The sequence below is a fragment of the Methylobacterium sp. Leaf117 genome, from assembly GCF_001422985.1.
Classification (GTDB): domain Bacteria; phylum Pseudomonadota; class Alphaproteobacteria; order Rhizobiales; family Beijerinckiaceae; genus Methylobacterium.
Window position 1 is genome coordinate 71,647 of sequence record NZ_LMNL01000012.1, and the last position, 21,476, is coordinate 93,122.

The 21,476-nt window shown below is 64.3% G+C and carries 26 protein-coding genes; 18 read left to right on the forward strand and 8 right to left on the reverse strand.

From position 1 onward, the window contains the following. Positions 1–22: 22 nt before the first annotated feature. A complete protein-coding gene (locus ASF57_RS07330) occupies positions 23–667 on the reverse strand; it encodes a hypothetical protein (RefSeq protein ID WP_244476855.1) in 645 nt (214 codons plus the stop codon). Positions 668–849: 182 nt separating this feature from the next. Here ASF57_RS07330 and ASF57_RS07335 point away from each other — a divergent pair, with 182 nt between their 5' ends. Beyond that, positions 850–2,274 carry an SNF2-related protein gene (locus ASF57_RS07335; RefSeq protein ID WP_056481549.1) on the forward strand — a complete coding sequence of 475 codons (1,425 nt, stop codon included), beginning with the start codon at positions 850–852 and terminating at the stop codon, positions 2,272–2,274. Positions 2,275–2,375: 101 nt separating this feature from the next. After that, positions 2,376–2,768, forward strand: coding sequence for a phage holin family protein (locus ASF57_RS07340; RefSeq protein WP_056481552.1), 393 nt, complete (start codon positions 2,376–2,378; stop codon positions 2,766–2,768). A 3-nt stretch (positions 2,769–2,771) separates the two neighbouring features. Here ASF57_RS07340 and ASF57_RS07345 read toward each other — a convergent pair whose 3' ends face one another. The 3 genes from ASF57_RS07345 to epmA form a co-directional block, all read right to left on the reverse strand. Further along, positions 2,772–3,236: a hypothetical protein gene (locus ASF57_RS07345; protein WP_056183320.1), complete on the reverse strand. Its 465-nt coding sequence runs from the start codon at positions 3,234–3,236 to the stop codon at positions 2,772–2,774. Positions 3,237–3,354: 118 nt separating this feature from the next. Continuing rightward, positions 3,355–4,407: a lysine-2,3-aminomutase-like protein gene (locus ASF57_RS07350; RefSeq protein WP_056183317.1), complete on the reverse strand. Its 1,053-nt coding sequence runs from the start codon at positions 4,405–4,407 to the stop codon at positions 3,355–3,357. Continuing rightward, entirely contained in the window at positions 4,404–5,456 is a 1,053-nt protein-coding gene (gene epmA / locus ASF57_RS07355) for an EF-P lysine aminoacylase EpmA (RefSeq protein WP_056183312.1), read from the reverse strand. Before epmA ends, ASF57_RS07350 begins: the two co-directional genes overlap by 4 nt. A gap of 181 nt (positions 5,457–5,637) precedes the next feature. Between epmA and efp the strand changes: the two genes are divergently transcribed. Continuing rightward, positions 5,638–6,204, forward strand: coding sequence for an elongation factor P (gene efp / locus ASF57_RS07360; RefSeq protein WP_055953091.1), 567 nt, complete (start codon positions 5,638–5,640; stop codon positions 6,202–6,204). A 25-nt stretch (positions 6,205–6,229) separates the two neighbouring features. Here the strand turns inward: efp and ASF57_RS07365 are convergent, their stop codons facing one another. Continuing rightward, positions 6,230–7,201 carry a heparan-alpha-glucosaminide N-acetyltransferase gene (locus ASF57_RS07365; protein ID WP_244476856.1) on the reverse strand — a complete coding sequence of 324 codons (972 nt, stop codon included), beginning with the start codon at positions 7,199–7,201 and terminating at the stop codon, positions 6,230–6,232. A gap of 428 nt (positions 7,202–7,629) precedes the next feature. Here ASF57_RS07365 and ASF57_RS07370 point away from each other — a divergent pair, with 428 nt between their 5' ends. From ASF57_RS07370 to ASF57_RS24545, 9 genes are all read left to right on the forward strand, one after another. Then, entirely contained in the window at positions 7,630–8,136 is a 507-nt protein-coding gene (locus ASF57_RS07370; protein ID WP_200935845.1) for a cold-shock protein, read from the forward strand. Between the two features lie 68 nt (positions 8,137–8,204). After that, positions 8,205–8,645 (forward strand): DUF192 domain-containing protein, encoded by a 441-nt coding sequence (locus tag ASF57_RS07375; RefSeq protein WP_056482673.1) that lies wholly within the window; start codon positions 8,205–8,207, stop codon positions 8,643–8,645. 145 nt (positions 8,646–8,790) lie between these two features. Continuing rightward, positions 8,791–9,276, forward strand: coding sequence for a hypothetical protein (locus tag ASF57_RS07380; RefSeq protein ID WP_056481561.1), 486 nt, complete (start codon positions 8,791–8,793; stop codon positions 9,274–9,276). A gap of 65 nt (positions 9,277–9,341) precedes the next feature. After that, positions 9,342–10,238, forward strand: a complete 897-nt coding sequence (locus tag ASF57_RS07385) for a dienelactone hydrolase family protein (RefSeq protein WP_082503756.1) — start codon at positions 9,342–9,344, stop codon at positions 10,236–10,238. A gap of 154 nt (positions 10,239–10,392) precedes the next feature. Then, entirely contained in the window at positions 10,393–10,833 is a 441-nt protein-coding gene (locus ASF57_RS07390; protein WP_056481564.1) for a response regulator, read from the forward strand. 91 nt (positions 10,834–10,924) lie between these two features. Continuing rightward, entirely contained in the window at positions 10,925–11,128 is a 204-nt protein-coding gene (locus ASF57_RS07395) for a hypothetical protein (protein WP_056481569.1), read from the forward strand. 155 nt (positions 11,129–11,283) lie between these two features. After that, positions 11,284–12,480: an alpha/beta hydrolase gene (locus ASF57_RS07400; protein WP_056481572.1), complete on the forward strand. Its 1,197-nt coding sequence runs from the start codon at positions 11,284–11,286 to the stop codon at positions 12,478–12,480. Between the two features lie 173 nt (positions 12,481–12,653). Then, positions 12,654–12,893, forward strand: coding sequence for a hypothetical protein (locus tag ASF57_RS24540; protein WP_082503757.1), 240 nt, complete (start codon positions 12,654–12,656; stop codon positions 12,891–12,893). Between the two features lie 140 nt (positions 12,894–13,033). Beyond that, the gene (locus tag ASF57_RS24545) at positions 13,034–13,210 is read left to right on the forward strand and encodes a DUF1328 domain-containing protein (protein WP_003599466.1); all 177 of its coding nucleotides are present in this window, start codon (positions 13,034–13,036) and stop codon (positions 13,208–13,210) included. Between the two features lie 149 nt (positions 13,211–13,359). On the opposite strand, the gene ASF57_RS07405 is transcribed toward ASF57_RS24545, so the two are convergent. Further along, complete coding sequence (locus ASF57_RS07405; RefSeq protein WP_056482679.1) at positions 13,360–13,578, reverse strand: NepR family anti-sigma factor; 219 nt, start codon at positions 13,576–13,578, stop codon at positions 13,360–13,362. 180 nt (positions 13,579–13,758) lie between these two features. Between ASF57_RS07405 and ASF57_RS07410 the strand changes: the two genes are divergently transcribed. After that, the gene (locus tag ASF57_RS07410) at positions 13,759–14,562 is read left to right on the forward strand and encodes a response regulator (protein WP_055953119.1); all 804 of its coding nucleotides are present in this window, start codon (positions 13,759–13,761) and stop codon (positions 14,560–14,562) included. 945 nt (positions 14,563–15,507) lie between these two features. Here the strand turns inward: ASF57_RS07410 and ASF57_RS07415 are convergent. Then, the gene (locus ASF57_RS07415) at positions 15,508–15,702 is read right to left on the reverse strand and encodes a KGG domain-containing protein (protein WP_055953126.1); all 195 of its coding nucleotides are present in this window, start codon (positions 15,700–15,702) and stop codon (positions 15,508–15,510) included. A 289-nt stretch (positions 15,703–15,991) separates the two neighbouring features. Here ASF57_RS07415 and ASF57_RS07420 point away from each other — a divergent pair, with 289 nt between their 5' ends. Continuing rightward, positions 15,992–16,435: a Crp/Fnr family transcriptional regulator gene (locus ASF57_RS07420; protein ID WP_056481575.1), complete on the forward strand. Its 444-nt coding sequence runs from the start codon at positions 15,992–15,994 to the stop codon at positions 16,433–16,435. A 30-nt stretch (positions 16,436–16,465) separates the two neighbouring features. Here ASF57_RS07420 and ASF57_RS07425 read toward each other — a convergent pair whose 3' ends face one another. Continuing rightward, complete coding sequence (locus ASF57_RS07425) at positions 16,466–16,909, reverse strand: VOC family protein (protein ID WP_056481579.1); 444 nt, start codon at positions 16,907–16,909, stop codon at positions 16,466–16,468. A gap of 252 nt (positions 16,910–17,161) precedes the next feature. Between ASF57_RS07425 and ASF57_RS07430 the strand changes: the two genes are divergently transcribed. The 4 genes from ASF57_RS07430 (at position 17,162) to ASF57_RS07440 (ending at position 21,336) form a co-directional block, all read left to right on the forward strand. Next, on the forward strand, positions 17,162–17,803 hold the full coding sequence (locus ASF57_RS07430; protein WP_056481582.1) for a L,D-transpeptidase: 642 nt from the start codon (positions 17,162–17,164) through the stop codon (positions 17,801–17,803). Positions 17,804–17,886: 83 nt separating this feature from the next. Continuing rightward, the gene (locus ASF57_RS24550) at positions 17,887–18,039 is read left to right on the forward strand and encodes a DUF3096 domain-containing protein (protein WP_082503758.1); all 153 of its coding nucleotides are present in this window, start codon (positions 17,887–17,889) and stop codon (positions 18,037–18,039) included. 147 nt (positions 18,040–18,186) lie between these two features. Next, positions 18,187–20,859, forward strand: coding sequence for a pyruvate, phosphate dikinase (gene ppdK / locus ASF57_RS07435; RefSeq protein WP_056481585.1), 2,673 nt, complete (start codon positions 18,187–18,189; stop codon positions 20,857–20,859). 213 nt (positions 20,860–21,072) lie between these two features. Continuing rightward, positions 21,073–21,336 (forward strand): hypothetical protein, encoded by a 264-nt coding sequence (locus tag ASF57_RS07440; protein ID WP_156376014.1) that lies wholly within the window; start codon positions 21,073–21,075, stop codon positions 21,334–21,336. Positions 21,337–21,476: the final 140 nt, after the last annotated feature.

Here is a 21,476-nt window from a genome sequence, read left to right on the forward strand (position 1 = left end):
CTGCCGAAACTTTCAGTCCGGTCTAGCGAGCGGTCGTCCATGGATTGATCACCCGCATTGCCGTCAGTTCGGTCTTGGCTTGCAGTTCGGTATTGGCCGGCATGACCTTGCGCGCTTGCTGCATCATCTTCCGGGCTTGATCCGCCGGCATCGCTCCGATGGGCAGCATCATCGCGGTCAACTGGGTGCGCGTACGCCGATCGATGAAGTCGGACCGGCCGATGCTGGCAAAATCGGCTGCCGTATGCCGGTCGTCAGTGCGGCCGACGAAGACCTTGGGTCCGTCCTTCATCACCACGATATCACCGGGCCGAAGTGTCTCGTCCCGCATGAAGGCAGCGGCCGGTCCGGCTGTCATGTCGATCGGAGTCTGGCGGTCCGTCACCTTGATCTTGAGGGGCTCCGATTTCGGCAGGGCCGCATAGCGGATCTTCGGACGCGGGCGCCCGGCATGGGCTGCCCGCCGAATGGAGCGGCGCGCCTGTCCGTAATCGAAATCCGGCGCGGGCGCCGGTGCGACTTGCTGGACGGGGCGGGCAGGCGCAAACAGCAGATCGAACAATCCACCTTCAGCGCTCTGGGCCTGGGCCGGCAGAGTCAGCATCAGCATGCCGAAAGCAGGGGCGATCACAGCGCGCGACGCAGCTGGCAGCGAGATCGTCGGCATCGATGTCTCCGATGAGGGCGCCCGGCCGCGTGCCGAGATGATCCCTTAACAAAAGCACAACCTGAACAGTTCCAGGGTTTTCAAAACGTGGTGAGGATGGCGGCAAGATCTCCCGAGTATGGTTGCAAAGCCCCGACGAGAATAAAATCCGACGCTTCGTGCCGGGTCAGGAAACACTCCTGATGGTGGCTAGCGAACGTCTGATCCCGCGCCCTCATCAACAGGCGGCCAGCGCAGCAATCCTGGCCGCGCGGAACGCGGGGCGTTCGGGTTTTCTGCTCGGAGACATGACGGGGCTCGGCAAGACTCTGTCGGTCTGGTGCGCTGTCGCCGCCATGCCGGAGCGCGAGGTGCTGATCGTCTGTCCCAAAGGCGCGATGCCTCAGTGGCGGCGGACGATCGCCCTGTCGGGCCTCGCCGAGAAGGACGTGACCCTCACGAACTACGAGCGGACGAAGGGCCTGATGGCGCCTCCGCCGCCGAGCAATCGGCGCTCGACCCGGGCCAGGAACAATGCGCTGGCCAAGCACGGGACGCCGAAACGCGCATGGTCCCTGGTGGTCTTCGACGAGAGCCACCGCATCCGCAATCCCTACGCCCAGCAGAGCCTCGTCTGCCGACAGATCGCGGAGGGTGCGGCCTTCACGATCTATCTCAGCGCCACGGCGGGCCAGGCCCCGCACGAACTCTCGTATCTCGGCCGTCTGCTCGGCGAGGCCGCAGGCCAGCCGACCGGGACACTGGCCGAGTTCCGCACGCTGATGCAGCATCTCGGCATCGGCCGTGCCAAGGGGCGCTGGACCAACTGGTCCTGGGAGGCAAACCCGCGCGACTGTACGATCATGGCCGACCTCCTGTTCAAGGGTGATCGAGCGATCGGGCTTCGGCGGCGACCGGGTGACATCGCCGGTTGGCCGGAGGTGCAGCGTGCCCTCAGCGCAGTCGCCCTCAGCCCCGCCGAGCGCCGGCTCTACGACGCCACCTGGCGGGAATTCCGCCGCGAATGGGGGCTGCTGGGTGGCAGTACCCGCAAGCCAGCGGGCTGGGCCGCCGACCTGCGCTTTCGCCAGAAGGCCAGCTTGCTCCGGGTCTCGGGAACCACGGGCTTCGCCGACCTCCTGATGCAAGAGGGCCATGCAGTGGCGATCTCGGTCGCTTTCCTGGAGACGGCCGCCGCGCTGGTCGAGGCGCTGCGGACAGCCGGCTGGCGGGCGGAGACGATCACCGGCACCCAGTCGGGCGAGGCCAACGAGGCGGCACGTCTCGCCTTCCAGACCGGCGGGCTCGATGCCATCGTCTTTACCGTCACCGAGTCGATCTCGCTCCACGCCGGCGAGTTGCCGGGTGGCGAGCGGCCCCGTGCTCTGATCGTCCACGACCTGCGCCACAGCGCGATTCAGCTCGCCCAGATTGAGGGCCGCTGCCATCGAGATGGGCAGAAGGCGACGATCTACTATGCCCTGGCCGAAGGCACCGTGGAGGAGAGCATCGCCACCACCGTCGTCGGTCGGATGGCCTCGATGGAGGCGATGGCCGGTGAGGACACCGCACTCCTCGATGCGATCGCCCTTGCCCTGTCCGAAACGCGGGATGCGGAAGCCGCCTGACCGAATCGCGGCTGGCTGGAACGGGATCGAACCGTCACGGTTGTGGCCTTCGAGGTCCGGCGCATGCAGGATGCTTCGGCCAACGAAAAGGACCCGCCCCGATGGCCCCACCGACGCCGAGCCTCGGCCGCCTGATCAGTGAGGGCCTGCGCCACGGCGGAGATCTCGTGGGGCAGGAACTCGAACTGATGCGCCGGGAGACGGATGGCAACATCCGCGCCATCCTGGGCGTGTTCGCCTGCTTCGGTACAGCCGTCATCCTGCTGGTGGCTGCGTTGACGATGGTGCTCGTGGCTCTGGTGAAGGGTCTGGCGGCTCTGATCGGGTCGGAAATCCTCGCGGCGCTGATCGTCGGCGCCCCGTTTGCGGCCGTTGCCCTGATCCTGATGATGCTCGGACTGCGTCGGATGGACCGCTCGAACCTGCTTCCGCGCCGATTCGAGCGTCAGATCGAGAAGGATGCCGCCTTGATGACCGGCCGGAATGACGACTGAGCACTACATACGAGGTCTGCCGGCCGGCGTCGCAGCACCGAGCAGAGCGTCCTTGTCGACGCCGAGCGCAGTTGCAATCTCAGCCAGCGCCACGTGCTCGAGCTCGCTGATCCCGGCCTGATCGGCGACATCCGCCGCGATCAGGAACACGCTCGTCCGCTGGGCAACGTCCCGCTCGGCGATGGCCGAGACGAAGCTCAGGTTCTCCGCGCGCCCAGCACGCGTCCGCGCGCGGGCAATGCCCTCGAACAGCTCCGATTCCAGCTTCAACGTGTCGTAGCCCCGCTCCAGGATCGGATTGGAACGCATGCCGGCGAGCGCTGCCTCGATCTCCTCCTCGTCGATTTCGTAATCCGCCAGGATCACATTGGCCGAGGCCGAGACCGCTGCCTCCATCAGGGGGCGGTCGCCGAGAAAGGCCCCCATGGTCTGGGAGAAACGCCCGACGAACTCTTGAAACACACCCATTCGTTTCCCCGAACACCTGGCGTTCCGCCTGCGTCGCCCTGGCTGGACCGTCGCATGGCAGATCGACCGCATCAAAAGCTTGGCGCCGAAGCGCTGTCAACGCACCCGCGGCCGGGACCTACGGACGCGCCGGCTTCGGCGGATACGCGTGAGTGGTGCCCTGAGGGTCGGTGACCCGCCAAGTCGTCCCGGCCGGCTCCAGGTAGTCCGGTCCCACCGGGACCTTGCCGTGCCCGCCGGGGATGTCGAGGACGTAGGTCGGCTGCGCGAGGCCGGACAGACCGCCCCTCAGGGTGCGGACGAGATCGCGGCCGGCCGCCAAGTCCGTCCGCAGGTGTCCGGTCCCCGGTGCGAGGTCGCCGTGATGCAGGTAGTACGGCTTGATCCGGTTCTCGACGAAGCGACGCATCAGGAGCGCCAAGGTCGCGGGATCGTCGTTGACGCCTGCCAGGAGGACCGTCTGGCTCACCATCGGGATCCCGGCATCCACCAGCCTCGCCACCGCCGCCATCGCCGCCGGAGTGAATTCCGCGGGATGGTTGGCATGCAGAGCCACGAAGACCGCGCCGCCGAAACGTTTCAGGGCGCCGATCAGGTCGTCGTCGACCGTGCCCGGATCGACGACGGGGACCCGCGTGTGAAAGCGCAGGACGCGCACGTGCGGGATGGCCCCGAGAGCGCCGGCGAGGTGTGCGAGGCGGCGCACCGAGAGTGCGAACGGATCGCCCCCGGTAACGACGACTTCCCAGATTTCCGGCCGGTCCGCGATGTAGGCGAAGGCTTCGGTGAGTTCGGCTTCGCTCAGGGTCCCCTGGCCCTCGGGGCCAACCATCTCGCGCCGAAAGCAGAAGCGGCAATAGACCGGGCAGACGTGCAGGGGCTTGAGCAGGACCCGGTCGGGATAGCGATGCACGAGGCCCGGCAGGGGGCTGTGGGCCGCGTCGCCGATGGGATCAGCGTCCTCCTCGGGCCGGGTCACGAGTTCTTCGGCCCGGGGCAGGAACTGCCGCGCGATCGGGTCGGCGGCATCGCACGGATCGATCAACTCGGCCATGTCAGGTGTCAGCGAGACGGCATAGCGCGCCGCGACGGCCTCCAGGGCCGAGAGATCGCCGGGCGCCACGAGGCCCGCACGGACGAGGGCGGCTGGACTGCGCAGGGCCGTCTTCATCGAGCTCCGCCCGCCACCGGCGTCCAGATCACATCCTCGATGTGGCGGGCATCGGTTGCCAGCATGACGAGGCGATCGAAGCCGAGGGCGATGCCACTTGCCTCCGGCATGATCGCCAGGGCTTCGAGGAAGTCCTCGTCGATCGGATAGGTCTCGCCATAGACGCGAGCCTTCTCGGCCATTTCCAGCGTGAAGCGCCGGCGCTGCTCGTCGGCATCGGTGAGCTCCCCGAAGCCATTGGCGAGTTCAACGCCGCAGGCATAGAGCTCGAAACGCTCGGCCACGCGGGGATCGTGTCGACTCGGCCGCGCCAGCGCCGCTTCGCTGACCGGGTATTCATACAGGATGGTCGGCCGCCCGATGCCCAGATTCGGCTCGATTCGCGCTACCAGCACCCGACTGAACAAATCGGCCCAGGTGTCGTCCTCCGCCACCCGGAGGTCGGCCCGACGTACCGCCTCGGCGAGCGCATCGCGGTCGGTCGAACCGTCACGATCGACGGTGGCGAGGAGATCGATGCCGGCGCGCTCGGCAAAAGCCTCGGCCAGGGTCAAGCGCTCGAACGTCGCGAACGGGTCGGCCTCCCGATCGCGATGGCGCAGCGTGCCGACGCCGGCGGTGTCGGTCGCGAGCGCCAGGAGGTCGGCACAGTCCTGCATCAATTCCATGTACTCGGCCCCGGCCCGGTACCATTCGAGCATCGTGAATTCCGGATGGTGCAAGGGCCCGCGCTCCCGGTTGCGATAGACACGGGCGATGCTGAAGAGGCGCGGCTCACCGGCCGCCAGCAGCTTCTTGCAGGCGAATTCCGGCGAGGTGTGCAGGTAAAGCGGCTGACGCGCCCCGTCCGGTCCGAGTGCCTCCGTACAGAAGGCCGAGAGATGGGCCTCGTTGCCTGGAGATATCTGGAGGGCGGCCGCATCGATCTCAACGAACTCGGCCGCCGCGAAATGCGCGCGGACAGCGGCGACGATGCGGTTGCGCGCCATCAGGGCCGGACGGCGGTCGGCGTGGCGATGGGGTGCCCACCAGGGGGAGGGGGTGTTCATACGCGAAAACTTTGCGGCCCGCACGGGAGGACATCAGGGTCTCGGGAGTGCCGCCTTGCGGTGCGACTGGCAACGGTGGCGCGGATAGGTTAGTGGCGGAGCCAAGATGTCGCTCCCGCGGAGGATCCCGCGTCGGGGCGCCGCGTCCGTTTTTTCAACGAACACAGCAGGACCAGACCCCGTGAAGGTGATCGCCTCTACGCTCCGCAAGGGCAACGTCGTCGACAAGGATGGCAAGCTCTACGTCATCCTGACGGTCGAGAACATCCATCCCGGCAAGGGCACCCCGGTGACCCAGCTCGACATGCGCCGCATCACCGACGGCGTGAAGGTCTCCGAGCGCTACCGCACCACCGAATCGGTCGAGCGCGCCTTCGTCGAGGACCGGGAGCACACCTTCCTGTACGAGGACGGCGAGGGCTTCCACTTCATGAACCCCGAGAACTACGATCAGGTCGCGATCCCGAAGGACGTCGTCGGCTCCGCCGCGCCGTACCTGCAGGAAGGCATGGCCGTGATGGTCTCGACCCATAACGGCGTCGCGCTGACCCTGGACCTGCCGCAGCGCGTCGTTCTCGAAGTGACCGAGACCGAGCCGGCGATGAAGGGCCAGACCGCCTCGTCGTCCTACAAGCCCGCCATTCTCTCCAACGGCGTACGCACGGCCGTCCCACCCCACATCGCCGTCGGCACCCGCGTGGTGATCATGACCGAGGACGGCTCCTACGTGGAGCGCGCCAAGGACTGAGCGATTCCGGGAACGGCCCTCCGCCTCACGGGGCTGGGGCCGTTCCCTCAGCGGCCTCGTAGCAGGTCTGCGACAGGCTCTGGGCTCGCTGGCGCTCCGCCTGGGTGAAGCTTCGGGGCCGGTCGGCCCAGAGGTTCTCTCGCCGAAAGGCGTCCGAGACGCAGGCGGCGGCCCGGCTGCAGGCTGTGACCTCGCCGCCAGTGGCAAGGCAGTTTCGCACGTAAAGCGCCCGAAACTCGGCGACACCAGCCTGCGGATGCGGTCCGGTCAGGGTGACGAGGCCCGTCAGCAGAGCCATCAGAATAGGCTGATGGATGAGGTAGATCGCCAGACTGTGGCGACCGGCCCAGCTCAGACCACGCCCGAACCAGCCAGTCCCGGACCAGTCGGCCAATTGCGATCGGCCGACGGCGTCCCGCCCGTATCGGGCCAGCGCCACCCCCACCAGTACCATGCCGAACCAGGGAAACAGCGGCACGTAGTCGTTGGTCTGCGGCGTGCCGCGTCCCAATCCGATGAAGGACAGGATCGGCGCATCGAACGGACCGCCGGAGGCCCAAAGCGGAGCGGCGATCACGACGGCTGCTCCAGCGGCGGCAACCCAGCCGGGCGCTCGCACAAAGGGCAGGGCCAGCACGCTCGAGGCCGCGATGCAGTGCAGGATGCCGAAGAAGATATAGCTTGATGGATCGGTGAGGTAGGTTGCGACTGTCACAAGGGCGGCCGCAGCCGCGATGCGGGCGAATCGCAGGCCGAAGCGCTTGGGCGCGAAGCAGCCGCCATTCATCAGAACGAGCCCGATGCCGACGAGCACGAGGAAGGTTCCGGCGATTCCGTGAGCGATCATGCGCCCCGGCGGCGTCAGGGCATAGTTCTCCGGCGTGAGCCGTAGAGCCCCGAGATCCCACGTGGCGTGGTAGAGCGCCATCGCCAGCAGTGCGAGGCCACGCGCGGCATCCAGAGCAGCGTACCGGAAGCGCGGCGCAACGGAGGTCAACAACCAGGATTTCATCGCAGAGGCCGTACCATCGAATGATGGCCTCCGCGACGACGCGACGATCTCCGGTCTCGACGGACGCTTTCGCGCAATAGCGCTAACGAAATTTCAGCTTTGCGCGCTCGATCGAAAAAATCCTGAGCCCCCGCCGGTCTTTGCGCCGGAAAATGGCAAGGTGCGCTGTTGCGCGCGCACAGCCCTGCCGAACAATGCGGCATCGGGAAGCCGGCGGACGCATGAAACGGGCTTCCGCCGAGTCATGACTTTGTTAATCTCTGGCGCGGGTCGCGTGACGTGATTCGGTGTGGGTTGCTGACATGTCTGACGATTTCGGTTCAGGCCCGTTTGGGCAGCGTTCGTCGGGGGAGCAGGACGAGAACCGCTCCGTCGAAGGACAGAGCATCGATGCCCAGCGGCCCCTCGACCTCATGGAGGTCGCCGGTCGGATCAAATGGTTCGATGTCTCGAAGGGCTTCGGATTCATCGTCCCCGACGACGGCTCGGCCGACGTGCTTCTCCACATCACCTGCCTGCGTCGCGACGGGCACCAAAGCGCCAGCGAGGGCGCACGCGTCGTCGTGGAGGCCACCGAGCGGCCGCGCGGCTGGCAGGCTTTCCGGGTGATCTCGCTCGACCAGTCGACGGCGCTGCACCCCTCAGAGCTGCCGCTTCCGCGCACGCATGTCACGGTTACACCCACCAGCGGGCTCGAAACCGCGGTGGTGAAGTGGTTCAACCGTCTCCGCGGCTTCGGCTTTCTCAGCCGCGGCGATGGGACACCCGATATCTTCGTTCACATGGAGACGCTTCGCCGCTACGGGATCGCCGAACTCAAGCCGGGCGAGATGGTTCTCGTCCGCTATGGCGATGGTTCCAAGGGCAAGATGGCCGCCGAAGTCCGGCTCCTCGACGGCGCGCTGCCCGCCTCACACTGACGGATGGTTCGGTGCTCTCCAGACACGTGATCGACTGGCGCGATGGATGTCGCGCGCTTCTCGCCCTTGTGCTCCTCGCCCTGATCCTCGATCCAGCGGTGGCGCAGGATGCGCGTTCGGGACCGACCGAACCGCTGAGCATCGTGGGCCGCGAGGGACGGCACGTCTTCGCCGTCGAGGTGATGCGCACCGACGCGGAGCGTTCGCGCGGCCTGATGTACCGTCGCTCGATGGCGCCCGACCACGGCATGCTGTTCGATTTTCAGGCTTCCGCCCCGGTGGCGATGTGGATGAAGAACACCTACCTGCCGCTCGATATGGTGTTCATCCGGGCCGACGGCACCATCGCAAAGATCGCGGCAGATACCGAGCCGCTCTCGACAAAGGTCATTCCGTCGAACGAACCGGTGCTGTCCGTGCTCGAACTCAATGCCGGGACCGCGGCGCGTCTCCGTCTGCATGCCGGAGACCGGGTGGAGCACTCACTCTTCGAGAAGCCGGCGCACTAGCGTCGGTTCTTCCGGGTCCCACCCTCGAACACACCGAGAACAAAGGCTTGACGTCGCCGAGGTTTCCGATCAGTGTTCCCTTAATGTTCTGATCCATTTCGGGACTGCCAACAGGCAGGCGCGGGACTGGCGGCGAGGGGACATCATGTTCGATCTCACTTTAGACGACGCGTGCCGGCCGAGCCCGATCCTCTTCGAGAATGCGGACTGGCGTGTGGCTGCCGATGGTCTCGAGCATCGCGAGACCGGGTACTTCATCGCACGAGAGGCGATTGGGATTCGGCGCGACAATCTTTGGGAATGGCCCCTGCACTTGGCCGAGAAGAACTGGTGCACGGTCCGCCTCTTCCGCGAGGCGTTCCTGGCTGCGATCGATGCCTTCGGCGTCGCGCGCGATGCCGATCTGGCGCAATCCTTCGCGGTCGCCTTCGGTTTCGTGGCATCGGGCGCTTCGCAAAAGAGCGAGGAGGACTTCGTATCGCTCGGTGATCTCGTGCGACCGAAATCAACGGTGACGGGCACCTCTCGAAAGCGCAATCCGGCCTCCGAGGGGCGGGTCATAGCGCGGCGGATGGGATCGCCGGCGTCTCAGCGGATCGGCGAAACGAGCCGTCACCGTATCGCCCTCTGACGTCTGGTCGCTGCTGCTACATGCCCTAAGTGCTCCACGACGTCGAAATGCGCCGCGGGGATCTCATGTCGCAGACACCGGATCATGTTGAGGACAGCTCAAACCTCGAAGGTCTCGACGGCCTGCTGACACCCCCCTTCTCGCGACGCGGCTTTGTCATGACCAGCTTGATGACCGGTCTGACCCTGGCAACCAGTTCGGTCGATGCTCAGGTCATCCACACGGATGCCGACTCGATCGTGGCCGGCGAAGTCAAGATCCCAGCCGTCGACGGTCCCATGCCAGGCTACCGAGCCATGCCGAAGGGCGAGGGGCCATTTCCGATCGTGTTGGTCATCGAGGAGATCTTCGGCGTCCACGACTACATCAAAGATATTTGTCGTCGCCTGGCTCAAGCCGGCTACTGTGCGGTCGCGCCTGAACTTTATGCGCGTCAGGGCGATCTTTCGACAATGACCGATGCGAAGGCGATCATTCGCGACATCATTTCGAAGACGCCCGACGCGCAGTGGATGGCCGACCTCGACTCAGCAGCCGCCTGGGCCATTTCGACGTCGCGCGGAGACCAGGGGCGGATCGCCGCCATGGGGTGGTGTCGTGGTGGGCGAGGCGTTTGGCTCTACGCCGCACACCGAAAGGACCTGAAAGCGGGAATCGCCTGGTACGGGCCGGTCGGGGGCGAACGCTCAGAGATTCAGCCGAAAACCGCATTGGACGTCGCCGCCGATATACAGGCGCCACTGCTCTGCCTTTACGGCGGTGCCGATTCCGGCATTCCGGTCGCGGCCGTGGAGGCTGCACGAGACAAGGCAAAAGCCGCAGGCAAATCGGTCGAGCTCGTCGTCTATCCCGAGGCACCCCACGGCTTTCACGCCGATTATCGGCCAAGCTATCGTGAAGCGGATGCCAAAGACGGATGGACACGCGCCTTAGCCTTTCTGAAATCTCATGGTGTTGGCTAAAATCCTTAGAAAAGCGTGACGCCGAAAGCACAGGACGAGTCCGCAAGCCTCGATCCGGATATTCGGTTGGTTCCGCCACATTGACAGCGATGCGCCCCCATGGCGCAAGATTGCGCTTGGCCCGCCGTTCTGGCCCGAAGAGCGTACCGGACCCATGAGCGCTGTGAATTCGTCTGATGCACGTCCCGTAATCCTCGTCGTCGAGGACGAACCAGACGAGCGATTCCTCGCGGCTGAGCTGCTCGAGGAAACCGGTTTTCGAGTTATCGAGGCCGAGACAGCCGAGCGCGCCCTCGCGATCCTGAACGACCGGGGCGACGAAGTCAGTGTCGTCTTCTCTGACGTGCGCACACCCGGTCCGATCGGGGGCTTCGAGCTGGCCCGCATCATCGGCGTAACTTGGCCGCGTGTCCGGGTCCTTCTGACATCCGGTGATGCCGGCGATCAGCCGAGTGACCTGCGTGTCTCAGCGACTTTCATTCCGAAGCCGTGGCGAGCCGCCGACATTCTAGCCTGGGTGCAGGAAGCCGCCGGCCGAACCGATAGCAGCGTTTCCCGGCCTGACATCATCGGTTCGTCGGCCCCCGGCAACTGAAAATTATCGTAAATCAAGGGAAACATTGACGCAGAAGACCGTTGTCCGGTCTCTGAAATCGAGAGGCCGAGCGATGGCCCGAAAGCCAGCGATGACCTTTGCGCAGTCGGTGAACGCTCAACGTCCGGATGAATTCTGGTCCTCGTTGACAGGCCTATCGGATGATCGGCTACTTGCCACCATCGGACACAGTCTGCGGAACATCTATGAGCCGATGACGGATTCTGATCAGCCGAGGGATCTTCTGCAACTCGCCGTCCTGATTGAGGAGCGGGTCAGAGACATCGGTCGCTGAAGCCTTGCATTCTACCGGCCGGGTGCGGCGGGAATACCGCACTTGTCCGCTGCGACTTGACGTATGGTTCGGATCACATTTCCTCCGTGCTTCGCCAGGACCGGCTTTTCGAGCTTGGGACATGAGACGTACGGGCCTGCGTCACCGGATCAATCATGCGTCTGAACCTGAGTTTCGGTGTCGCCGCGATCAGCGCTGCCTGCCTCATCTCTCTGGTCACGCCGGTGATCGCTGCCACTCCGCCGAACCAACCGGCTGAGGGTCCCGGCGGGGTCGGCGATCGAGCTGCCGCGATTGTGAAGCGCGGTCTCGGCAAGGCGGGGTCTGGTAGCTTCGTGTTCTACAAGTCTGGTGACGCGCCGGCCCAGGGACGACCGGTCGTCATCCTCCTGCATGCTTGGGGCGCCCCGAACCCGCAGGCCTATGGGAGCTGGATCGACCACCTTGCGCGGACCGGGTCCCTGGTCATCTTCCCACGGTTCCAGGATCTCAATCGCACACGCCCATCCGAATCGACCGCCATTGCCGAGCGCATCGTCAAGGCGACCCTTTCGGACTTGGCGGCCGACGCAGAGGCAAAGCCCGATGTGAAGCGTGTCGCCGTGATCGGCCATCTTGCCGGCGCACCCATTGCGGCAAATTTCGCTGCTGATGCCTCAGAGCAGGGCCTGCCCATACCGCGGCTAGTCTTTGCCGTGATGCCGGGCGGGATCGCCAGCGATGCGCGGGCGCGGGGCGTGGTTCTGCACGATCTCAGTCGGATTGCGCCGGAGACGCTGGTGGTTACCGTGATCGGCGATCGTGATGCCCGGGCCGCCGATCTTGCCGCTCGACGGCTGCTGCGGGATGCCAGCGCAGTTCCAGCTGAGCGTAAGCTGTTCGTGCGGGCGCTGTCGGATGACCATGGCTTTCCCGCCTTGGCTGCCACGCTGACCTCCCCAGCGGCGGTCGATACCGCGTATGACGGGGCGGCGATCAAGCTCCCGCCTGAGCCGCCACGCGATCCGAAGCAGCCGGCCCCGCCCTTCAAGTGGTCTCCGGACATGGCGTTGACCGGCGAACAGACCACACTGGTTTCACAGATCAACAACGCACGCGCCGATAGCTTGGACTATCTAGCCTACTGGAAGACCTTCGACCTTGCCGCCGCATCGGCGTTCTCCGGCACCGATGCGACAGCCCTGAAGGGCAATCCTCGTTTCAGCGACATGGAACGCTGGGCCGATGGCTGGCCGGTGAAGCGCTTGGTCGTCGAAACCCCACGAGCGCCGGCTGTCCAGCCGACGGCATCGCAACGAACGCCTGCGGCGGCCGCCGATCGACCTAAATCACAGCCGGCACGACGTCCCTGAACATTCCATATCGGATTTCTTCGGTGGCACTCCACGCGCGCCGATAAAGCGTCGGTATTCAGTGGATGCCAAAATCCACCGACGCCGGCGTGGGTTGCTGAAGTGCCGCCAAGATCGCGAGACGTGGCGCAAGCTTTGCGTGACCTACGTCCGGATCGACCGGACAGGCCATCATGCCCGATTTCATCGCTATCCTTGGCGCGTCGACACTGTTCTGCGCCACAGTCATCGTGCTGAACGGCCTCACGCGACTGGCGATTCAGTTCAATTGTGCGACTGGAGATCTCGCCGAGAACGGATTAGCGCAATTTGGCGTGGCGATCGCCATCGCGGGTCTCGCCTTGCAGAGATCCTTTCGTCGAAAAGGTCTTGAGGGTCCGTTGTCCGGACCCGGCGAAAACCGTCGGACCTGAAGAACGTTTTCGGCTTTTCACGGCATGTTGAAAACGTGGCGATCCTGTGACGGGATCAGGAACCGTCCAGCTAAGTTGGCGTTATGCTGTCATGAGGTCGCAGCCCATGCTGCACCGTACTTGTTCAAGGGGTGAGTCACATGCTCGGATGGGCCGTTACGTTCCTGGTCGTCGCCCTCGTCGCGGCGCTTCTTGGCTTCGGTGGTATTGCCGGCACCGCAATGGAAGCCGCCAAGCTGGTCTTCTTCGTTGCGATCGTTCTGTTCGCCATTTCGGCCGTCATCGGCCTGATGCGCGGCCGTTCGCCGACACTCTAACGAGCCAAGCGGCGCGTTACGCTTCGCGACTCTGACGTGAAGGCCGCCCCAAGACGGGCGGCCTTTCTTATTTCGGCAACGGTCCAATCGAGAGATGTCCTCATCCCGACACTGAAACAGGTAATTGTGGGTCCACCATCACCTGGAGCCTAGGGTTCGGAAGGGGGAGAAGACGTGTCGAGCTGCGCGATCAGATCGCGGAAACGGTCCGGCACGGGTTGCTGAACGATGGTATCGTACATCGCGCGCAAATGTAGACCGATGCGTTTCTGGGTGTGATCGCTGAGGCCTTGTCCTGCCGACGAGGCGTCCGCCTTCGAGGTAGAACCTTCCGCCGAAGGCCCATGCCTCGATTCGTCATCATCCATACTAAGGTCCCCTTGGATGTCGACAAGCGACATCGCCGCGATTGTTTTGCGGCTTCACATAGGCCATGGCTGCACCTGCAACGCTGGTGTGAACAATCGGTTCCCGACCAGCGGAACGGAGCCCTGCATTCCGCGTTGTGGCGGAGGCGCCCGAGAGAACGGCAAAGCCAAGGGGATATAATGTCGACAGCTCAACTCGTCGTTCAGCATCTGCCGTACCTGCGCCGTTATGCGCGGGCGCTGACCGGCAGCCAGGTTGCTGGCGACGCTTACGTAGCGGCCACCCTGGAGACTCTCGTGAACGAGCCGGAGACGCTCGGTCGCAGCTCCAACGTGAAGGCCGACCTGTTTCGTGTCTTCACCCGAATCTGGAATTCGCTGTCCGTGAATGGCCAGAGCGAACAGGTGCAGCATGACCTTCCGGCGGAAGTCCGGCTCGGACAGATCACGCCTCTGCCACGCCAAGCCTTCTTGCTCTCCTGCCTCGAAGGGTTTTCCGAAGAAGACGCGGCGATCATTCTCGACGTCGACGTCAGCCAAGTCCGCGACCTCGTCGACGAGGCAGGCCGCGAACTTGCCGCTGATATGGCAACCGAGATTCTGATCATCGAGGACGAGCCTCTGATCGCCATGGATCTCGAGGCTTTGGTCGAAGGACTCGGCCACAACGTGATCGGGGTCGCGCGGACCCGGACGGAGGCTATCAAGATCGCGTCCGGTGGAACTCGTCCAGGTCTGATCCTCGCTGACATCCAGCTCGCCGACGGGAGTTCGGGTCTTGATGCCGTTAACGATCTCCTCAAGACCTTCGAGGTCCCGGTTATCTTCATCACCGCCTATCCCGAGCGCTTCCTGACGGGCGAACGGCCGGAGCCGGCGTTCCTCATTGCGAAGCCGTTCCAGCCTGCCAACGTCTCGGCCGTGATCAGCCAAGCCCTGTTCTTCCAGCAAAGCGCTCGGCGACGTGAGGCGAAGTCCGCCTGATACACCCCAGCCCCTGAACGTCGCGTTCGCGCTGGATCTCCCATCCGATCGCTCATCAACCCCGGTGTCCGCACCGGGGTTTTTTCGTTGCGGCGCAATCGGCTGTCGCGTGGTGGGCCGGCATAAAAAAACGGGTCGGAAAGTCCGACCCGTTTGGAAGGTTCCGGCCTGTGCACAAGGGGAATGCGGGGGAGGACCAGGCGGCCGGGTGCTCGAACAACGGCGTCGAGAACCGCAGGTTCCGAATGGTCCAGACCCTGCTGCATTTTTCTCCGCTGTGATGCGTCGAGGCCACAGCGGAAGCGCTCCTGAAGCCGATCTTTCGTTACTCCAGACAAAGCCATTTATTCGGCTAACGCCATCATACCCACGATCGAACGGTTAAGGAACCGTTGTGACAGCCCTGCGTTACCCCGTTAGCCTGTCAAGCTCCATATGGAGATTACGACGATGTTTCGCTCCGGCTTGTTTCTCAGTGTGAGTGGGCCGGCTGCGCTGTTGACACTGTTGACACATCCGGCCCTGCGCCAGAGCGCTGATCAGAACATCGTCCAACAGCGCTCAGACATATCAGCGTCAGCCAATGCCAGTGTGGAGGCAATGTTTCCTCCGCGGACCGGACGTCCCGTTCACATCGCGTCGATACCGAATATTCGAGACCGATCGATGCTAGTTGGTCCCTCAATCGGTCAAACAGCAAGCGAACGGGAGATCCCTCGTGTTCGGAAGCCGCTTCAGGAAGGTTGTGAACGCTCGATCAGCTCTCTCGCGGGCCCCGAGGCCCGCCGCATGGTGCCCGGCCGGTGCATGACATAAAACGTTCGGTTGTCTTCCAAGGCTTCAACGAGAAACACCCCGTTTCATAGGAACGGGGTGTTTCTCGTTGCGTAGAATGGCTCGCGTGAAACGGCGTGCACCCTATTGAGGCTGCACGCCGTCCCGAAATTACTCGTCGCCGGGACGACCGGACCCACTGGACTGGCCGCCCTTACGGCCGGCATTCGATGCCAATTCGCGGTCCTGCGAAAACGAGCGCTTTTCCGCCGGTACGCTGCGGCCGCCCTTGCTCGCGATCTCGCGCTGCCGTTCGAGGTCCATCGATGCGAAACCTCGCTTCGAGGTGGAATTTCCTGATGCCATCAGTGCCTCCTCAGCTATGCGTTCACTGTCATCACAACCTTTGCCAATATCGATGGTTCCTCGTCTGATGGCTGAGCCGACAGTTAGTGCCGCCACCACTGGCATTTAATCCGAGCGTAACCATTGAACCTGCGTTGGGTGGTCTCAGCCCGTCGGCCGTAGACCGGCGTCAGGGTTTCGCTAGCCGTGACCCCACTCGCCGGGGCTGGACAAAGCCTGTTTGGCTCGCATTGGATACATGACGATCGTGGCGTGCCCGCAAGGACGTCGCGCCGCTGGAGCCCGCCCTATGACCCTCGAAACCGAGGTTACGTCCCTTCGCCAAGTGCCGTTGTTCAGGGGTGTCGAGCCCTCGCGCCTCAAGTTGCTTGCCTTCACAAGTGAGCGAGTACATTTCGAGGCGGGGCAGCAACTCTTCGCGCGCGGCGACGCCGCCGATGCAGCCTACCTGTTGCTGGAAGGGTCGGCCGAGGTCGCGATAGAAGGGCCGCATGGTCCGTTTCGCCTTGCGCTCCTTGGCGCCAATGCCCTGGTTGGCGAAATGGGCATCCTGGCCGATCAGCCGCGCTCCGCCACGGTCGCCGCGGTAGAACCGGCCACCGCACTGCGGATCGACCGCGCCGTGTTTTTGGAGTTGCTGGCTCAGTTCCCTCCGATCGCCATCGCGGTGATGCGGGAATTGGCCCTCCGTCTCGAACAGACTAATCAACAGCTTGCCGAGACCCGGGGTTAGGCGAGGTCGGGGTAGCGTAGACCTGTTGGTTCAGGCAGCCGGATAGGTGATGAATTCCATCAAGGACCCATCCGGGTCTCGGAAATAGAGACTGACGCCGGATCCGGCGGCTCCATTGCGCTCGACCGGTCCGAGTTCCACGGTTACGCCTTGCGACGCCAGATGGGCGGCGGCCTGCTCGATCGTCCCCGACCAGCGGAAGCAGAGATCGCTGTTGCCCGGCATGACAGGCCGCTCGGCGAGCGGGGTCGCATTCACACCTGGCCCATGAACGTTCAGTTGCACCCCTCCAAAGCGGTAGGCGAACGCCGCTCCGCGCGGGATGAGTTCTGCGCCCATGACGTCACGATAGAAGGCATTGGACCGCACCCAGTCGGTTACATGAATGACGCAATGGTCCAGGTGCACGGCCGGGGCGAGATCGGTCAGGAATGTGCCGGTTGCAAAATCTGCCAGCGTCTGCGTCTCGACCATGCGCGATCGTGCCTCGTTCCCAGGATGGGGAGTCCGATCATGCGAGGCCGCTTCCTTCGACGCAATGGCTCCAAACGCCGGCCGATCGTAGGCACCTCGAAAACGTCGCTTCCCGGCCCGACAGAGCGAGGACTACTTCCGGGAAGGTCAGCAACATCATGACTGCGGCGGGAATGACACAACGTCGGGCGGCCGGGAGGGGTAGTCAGGGGACAGTGCCGTCGCCCAACGCGTCGAAACGTGGAGTTGTCCATGCCGTCCCGCCGCCTCGTCCTCGGGCTGATCCTGATCGCACCCCTCGCCGCATGCCAGTCGCGCGGTCCCATGAATCTCGCACAGGACGATGAGGCGGCCTGGTACACCGGAACGATGCCGGACAAGCCGTATGACGTGCCACTCGTCGACAAGAACCGGCTCGACCCAAAGTACCGACGTCAGGTTGTGCGGTACACCGGGCCGGAGAAGCCGGGCACGATCGTCATCGACATCGACAACCGACAACTCGCCCTGGTGCAGGAGGACGGTTCCGCCGTGCAGTACGGCGTCGGCGTCGGCAAGCTGGGTTTCTCGTGGAAGGGTCAGGCCCGGGTCGGACGGAAGGGCGTCTGGCCTGACTGGAGCCCCACCACCACCATGGTGTCGCTCAATCCGGACCTGCCGCGCACCCGCAAGGGCGGTGTCGACAATCCCCTCGGCGCCCGTGCCCTGTACCTCTACCAGGGCAATCGTGACATCCTGTTCCGTATCCATGGCACCAACGAGCCCTGGAGCATCGGCGAGCAGATGTCTTCGGGGTGCGTCCGCATGCTCAACGAAGACATCGTCGACCTCTATGAGCGGGTGCCCGTCGGCACTCAGGTCCTCGTCAAGCGCAACGGCAAGTACCGAGTTTGAGGTCGACTGCGAGTCGTAGCTGACGGTCACCCTGGAGCCCTCATCGGATCTGCGGTGACCGGGCGAACCCGGGAAAGCGTTTCATGACCTTCACGATTTCAAGCGTTCAACCAGTGATAGCGCTCGTAGCCGGCGTGTTGATCCTGATCATGCCGCGCCTGCTCAACTTTATCGTTGCGATCTATCTGATCCTGGTGGGGCTCACTGGCCTCGGCGTCTTCCGCTCGTTTGGATGATCGCCTGACGGCCACGTTACAGCCGGACCGAAGCGTCACGGTGTCGGCCCCTGAATGATCCATTCATCTTGCGTTGCAGCATGAGATGGTCCAACCCGCCGTGTTAGGCATGGGGCAGTGTTCACTCCTGCAAGCGGACGGATACAGATGGGCAAATGGGTCTACTCCTTCGGTGATGGCAAGGCCGAGGGCCAGTCGTCCATGCGCAACCTGCTGGGCGGGAAGGGCGCTAACCTCGCAGAGATGTCGAATCTCGGTCTGCCGGTTCCTCCCGGGTTCACCATCACGACCGAAGTCTGCACCTACTACTATGACCACGGGCAGCAGTATCCCGACGAACTGAAAAGTCAGGTCAAGGCCGCCCTGGACGCCGTTGGTGCGCTCACGAGCCGCGGCTTCGGCTATCCGGAGAACCCGCTCCTCGTCTCGGTCCGCTCCGGCGCCCGCGCGTCGATGCCGGGGATGATGGACACGGTGCTCAACCTGGGCCTGAACGACGTCACCGTCGAAGCCCTGGCGCACGGTGCCGGTGACCCACGCTTCGCCTACGATTCCTATCGGCGCTTCATCACCATGTATTCGAACGTCGTCCTCGGCGTGGAACACCACGCCTTCGAAGAGGCCCTGGAGCACTACAAAGAAGGCAAGGGCGTCAGCCTCGACACGGAGCTCGGGGCCGAGGACTGGAAGCACCTCGTCGGCAAGTACAAAGCCATCGTGAAGGCTGAGCACGGTTCCGACTTCCCGCAGGCACCGGAGGATCAGCTCTGGGGTGCCATCGGCGCGGTATTCGATTCCTGGATGATCCCGCGTGCCAAGAAGTATCGTGAGCTGAACAGCATCCCGGAGAGCTGGGGTACGGCCGTCAACGTCCAGGCCATGGTTTTCGGCAACATGGGCGACACGTCGGCCACCGGTGTTGCCTTCACCCGCAATCCCTCGACCGGCGAGCGCGCCCTCTACGGCGAGTTTCTGATCAACGCTCAGGGCGAGGACGTGGTGGCGGGTATCCGCACCCCGCAGGACATCACCGAGAAGGCCCGCATCGAGGCGAAGTCCGATCGTCCGTCGATGGAATTGGCGATGCCGGATTCCTACGCCGAGCTGGTGCGGATCTACGGTCTTCTCGAGAACCACTATCGCGACATGCAGGACATGGAGTTCACCATCGAGAGCGGAAAGCTCTGGATGCTCCAGACCCGCAACGGCAAGCGCACCGCCAAGGCGGCCCTGCGCATCGCCGTCGATCTCGCGGCGGAAGGCCTGATCACCGAGGAAGAGGCTATCGGCCGCGTCGAGCCCGCGGCTCTCGACCAGCTCCTTCACCCGACCATCGATCCGAAAGCCGAGCGCAAGGTCATCGCCGCCGGTCTTCCAGCTTCGCCGGGTGCGGCCACCGGTGAGATCGTCTTCAATTCCGAGGACGCCGAAGCCGCCCGCAAGGCCGAGCGCAAGTGCATCCTCGTGCGTGTGGAGACCTCTCCGGAGGACATCCACGGCATGCATGCCTCCGAGGGCATCCTGACAACGCGCGGCGGCATGACCAGCCACGCGGCCGTGGTGGCGCGCGGCATGGGCAAGCCCTGCGTCTCCGGCGTCGGCTCGATCCGCGTCGACTACAAGGCGGGCACCCTCTCGGTCGCCGGGACCACCCTGAAAGCCGGCGACAAGATCACCATCGACGGCTCGACCGGCCAGGTCCTTCTCGGAGAGGTGGCGATGCTGGAACCCTCCCTGTCGGGCGAATTCGCCACTCTGATGGGGTGGGCCGACAAGGTCCGCACCATGAAGGTCCGCACCAACGCCGACACGCCGACCGATGCGCGCGCCGCTCGCAACTTCGGCGCGGAGGGTATCGGTCTGTGCCGCACCGAGCACATGTTCTTCGAGGGTGACCGCATCGTCGCCGTTCGCGAGATGATCCTCGCCGATGACGCGGAGGGCCGCCGGGCCGCCTTGGCCAAGATCCTGCCCTACCAGCGTCAGGACTTCGTCGAGCTGTTCACCATCATGTCGGGCCTGCCCGTCACGATCCGTCTCCTCGACCCTCCGCTGCATGAGTTCCTGCCTCATACCGACGAGGAGGTGCGCGACGTTGCCACCAGCACGGGCGTGTCGGAGGACAAGCTGCGCCGCCGCATGACGGAGCTGCACGAGTTCAACCCGATGCTCGGGTTCCGCGGCTGCCGCCTCGCCATCGCCTTCCCGGAAATCGCGGAAATGCAGGCGCGGGCGATCTTCGAGGCCGCCGTGCAGGCAGCCAAGGAGACCGGCGCACCCGTGACCCCCGAGGTGATGGTGCCACTCGTCTTCACCAAGATGGAGTTCGACATCGTCAAGGCACGCATCGACGCCATGGCGAAGGCCGTCGCTGCCGAAACGGGCGGCATCGTCGACTATCAGGTGGGCACGATGATCGAGCTGCCGCGAGCGGCCCTGCGCGCGGGCGACATCGCTGAAACGGCGGAGTTCTTCTCCTTCGGCACCAACGACCTGACGCAGACCGCGCTCGGCATCTCGCGCGATGACGCCGCGACCTTCCTGGGAGCCTACACCCAGAAGGGCATTCTCTCCGCCGATCCATTCATTTCAATCGATCAGGAGGGCGTCGGTGAGCTCGTGCGCATCGGCGTGGAGCGTGGGCGGGCGGTCCGGCCCGACATCAAGCTCGGAATCTGTGGCGAGCACGGCGGCGATCCATCCTCGATCGCCTTCTGCCAGGAGGTCGGCCTCGACTACGTGTCGTGCTCGCCCTACCGCGTGCCGATCGCGCGCCTCGCTGCGGCTCAGGCGGCCCTTGCCGCAAAGGCCTCGAAGTAAGCGGACGCTTCGGTCCAGGCTTTCCCGAAGCTTACGACATCCATCCGGGGCGGTCTGTGACCGTCCTGAGCACCCAGCGCAGCGTTCCGTTCAACAAATTGTCGAAAACGCGGCGAACTGATTTCACGCGGGCACGTTCAGTGCTAGTGCCGATCCGTTGCGCGCAGGCCATCCTGCCCAGAGGGGCGGCAGCCAACGCGTGGGATCGCCGTTATGAACGATACCAGCCCACCCCCTTTGTTTCTCACTGAGAACTCCGTCGCCGCTCCACTTCCGCGAGCGGTGCAGCAGGTCTTTCTCTGGGTCGTCGCCAGCATCGGCGGGCTGGCGACCCTTTCCCTGTTTGTGTTCGCCGTCGCCACACAAAGCGGCGCCGATGCCGAACGCATCGCGAGTGCCCAGAATGGCGATCGCTCCGGGCTTTCGGCACTGGTCGATAGTCTGGCGGCCACGCATGGACGACCCGGCTCAATCTGAGCGGCGGCCTTAACCGGTCCGCAACCATACCGCACGATAGTTCGATCGACCGGTAGGCATCCCGAGTGTGGGATGAACGACCGGGCGGTAGGGCATCCTGGTGCGAGTCGGTTGCGTGGGTACGAAACGATCACGACGGA

Coding starts and splice junctions, on each gene's coding strand:
- ASF57_RS07420 (WP_056481575.1), top strand. CDS start 15,992: ATGACCCTCGAAACCGAGGTTACGTCCCTTCGCCAAGTGCCGTTGTTC.
- ASF57_RS24540 (WP_082503757.1), top strand. CDS start 12,654: ATGCCCGATTTCATCGCTATCCTTGGCGCGTCGACACTGTTCTGCGCC.
- ASF57_RS07395 (WP_056481569.1), top strand. CDS start 10,925: ATGACCTTTGCGCAGTCGGTGAACGCTCAACGTCCGGATGAATTCTGG.
- epmA (WP_056183312.1), bottom strand. CDS start 5,456: ATGAACACCCCCTCCCCCTGGTGGGCACCCCATCGCCACGCCGACCGC.
- ASF57_RS07440 (WP_156376014.1), top strand. CDS start 21,073: ATGAACGATACCAGCCCACCCCCTTTGTTTCTCACTGAGAACTCCGTC.
- ASF57_RS07425 (WP_056481579.1), bottom strand. CDS start 16,909: ATGGTCGAGACGCAGACGCTGGCAGATTTTGCAACCGGCACATTCCTG.
- ASF57_RS07380 (WP_056481561.1), top strand. CDS start 8,791: ATGTTCGATCTCACTTTAGACGACGCGTGCCGGCCGAGCCCGATCCTC.
- ppdK (WP_056481585.1), top strand. CDS start 18,187: ATGGGCAAATGGGTCTACTCCTTCGGTGATGGCAAGGCCGAGGGCCAG.
- ASF57_RS07430 (WP_056481582.1), top strand. CDS start 17,162: ATGCCGTCCCGCCGCCTCGTCCTCGGGCTGATCCTGATCGCACCCCTC.
- ASF57_RS07335 (WP_056481549.1), top strand. CDS start 850: ATGGTGGCTAGCGAACGTCTGATCCCGCGCCCTCATCAACAGGCGGCC.
- ASF57_RS07410 (WP_055953119.1), top strand. CDS start 13,759: ATGTCGACAGCTCAACTCGTCGTTCAGCATCTGCCGTACCTGCGCCGT.
- ASF57_RS07385 (WP_082503756.1), top strand. CDS start 9,342: ATGTCGCAGACACCGGATCATGTTGAGGACAGCTCAAACCTCGAAGGT.
- ASF57_RS07330 (WP_244476855.1), bottom strand. CDS start 667: ATGCCGACGATCTCGCTGCCAGCTGCGTCGCGCGCTGTGATCGCCCCT.
- ASF57_RS24545 (WP_003599466.1), top strand. CDS start 13,034: ATGCTCGGATGGGCCGTTACGTTCCTGGTCGTCGCCCTCGTCGCGGCG.
- ASF57_RS07415 (WP_055953126.1), bottom strand. CDS start 15,702: ATGGCATCAGGAAATTCCACCTCGAAGCGAGGTTTCGCATCGATGGAC.
- ASF57_RS07405 (WP_056482679.1), bottom strand. CDS start 13,578: ATGGATGATGACGAATCGAGGCATGGGCCTTCGGCGGAAGGTTCTACC.
- ASF57_RS07340 (WP_056481552.1), top strand. CDS start 2,376: ATGGCCCCACCGACGCCGAGCCTCGGCCGCCTGATCAGTGAGGGCCTG.
- ASF57_RS07370 (WP_200935845.1), top strand. CDS start 7,630: ATGGAGGTCGCCGGTCGGATCAAATGGTTCGATGTCTCGAAGGGCTTC.
- ASF57_RS07350 (WP_056183317.1), bottom strand. CDS start 4,407: ATGAAGACGGCCCTGCGCAGTCCAGCCGCCCTCGTCCGTGCGGGCCTC.
- ASF57_RS07345 (WP_056183320.1), bottom strand. CDS start 3,236: ATGGGTGTGTTTCAAGAGTTCGTCGGGCGTTTCTCCCAGACCATGGGG.
- ASF57_RS24550 (WP_082503758.1), top strand. CDS start 17,887: ATGACCTTCACGATTTCAAGCGTTCAACCAGTGATAGCGCTCGTAGCC.
- ASF57_RS07400 (WP_056481572.1), top strand. CDS start 11,284: ATGCGTCTGAACCTGAGTTTCGGTGTCGCCGCGATCAGCGCTGCCTGC.
- ASF57_RS07390 (WP_056481564.1), top strand. CDS start 10,393: ATGAGCGCTGTGAATTCGTCTGATGCACGTCCCGTAATCCTCGTCGTC.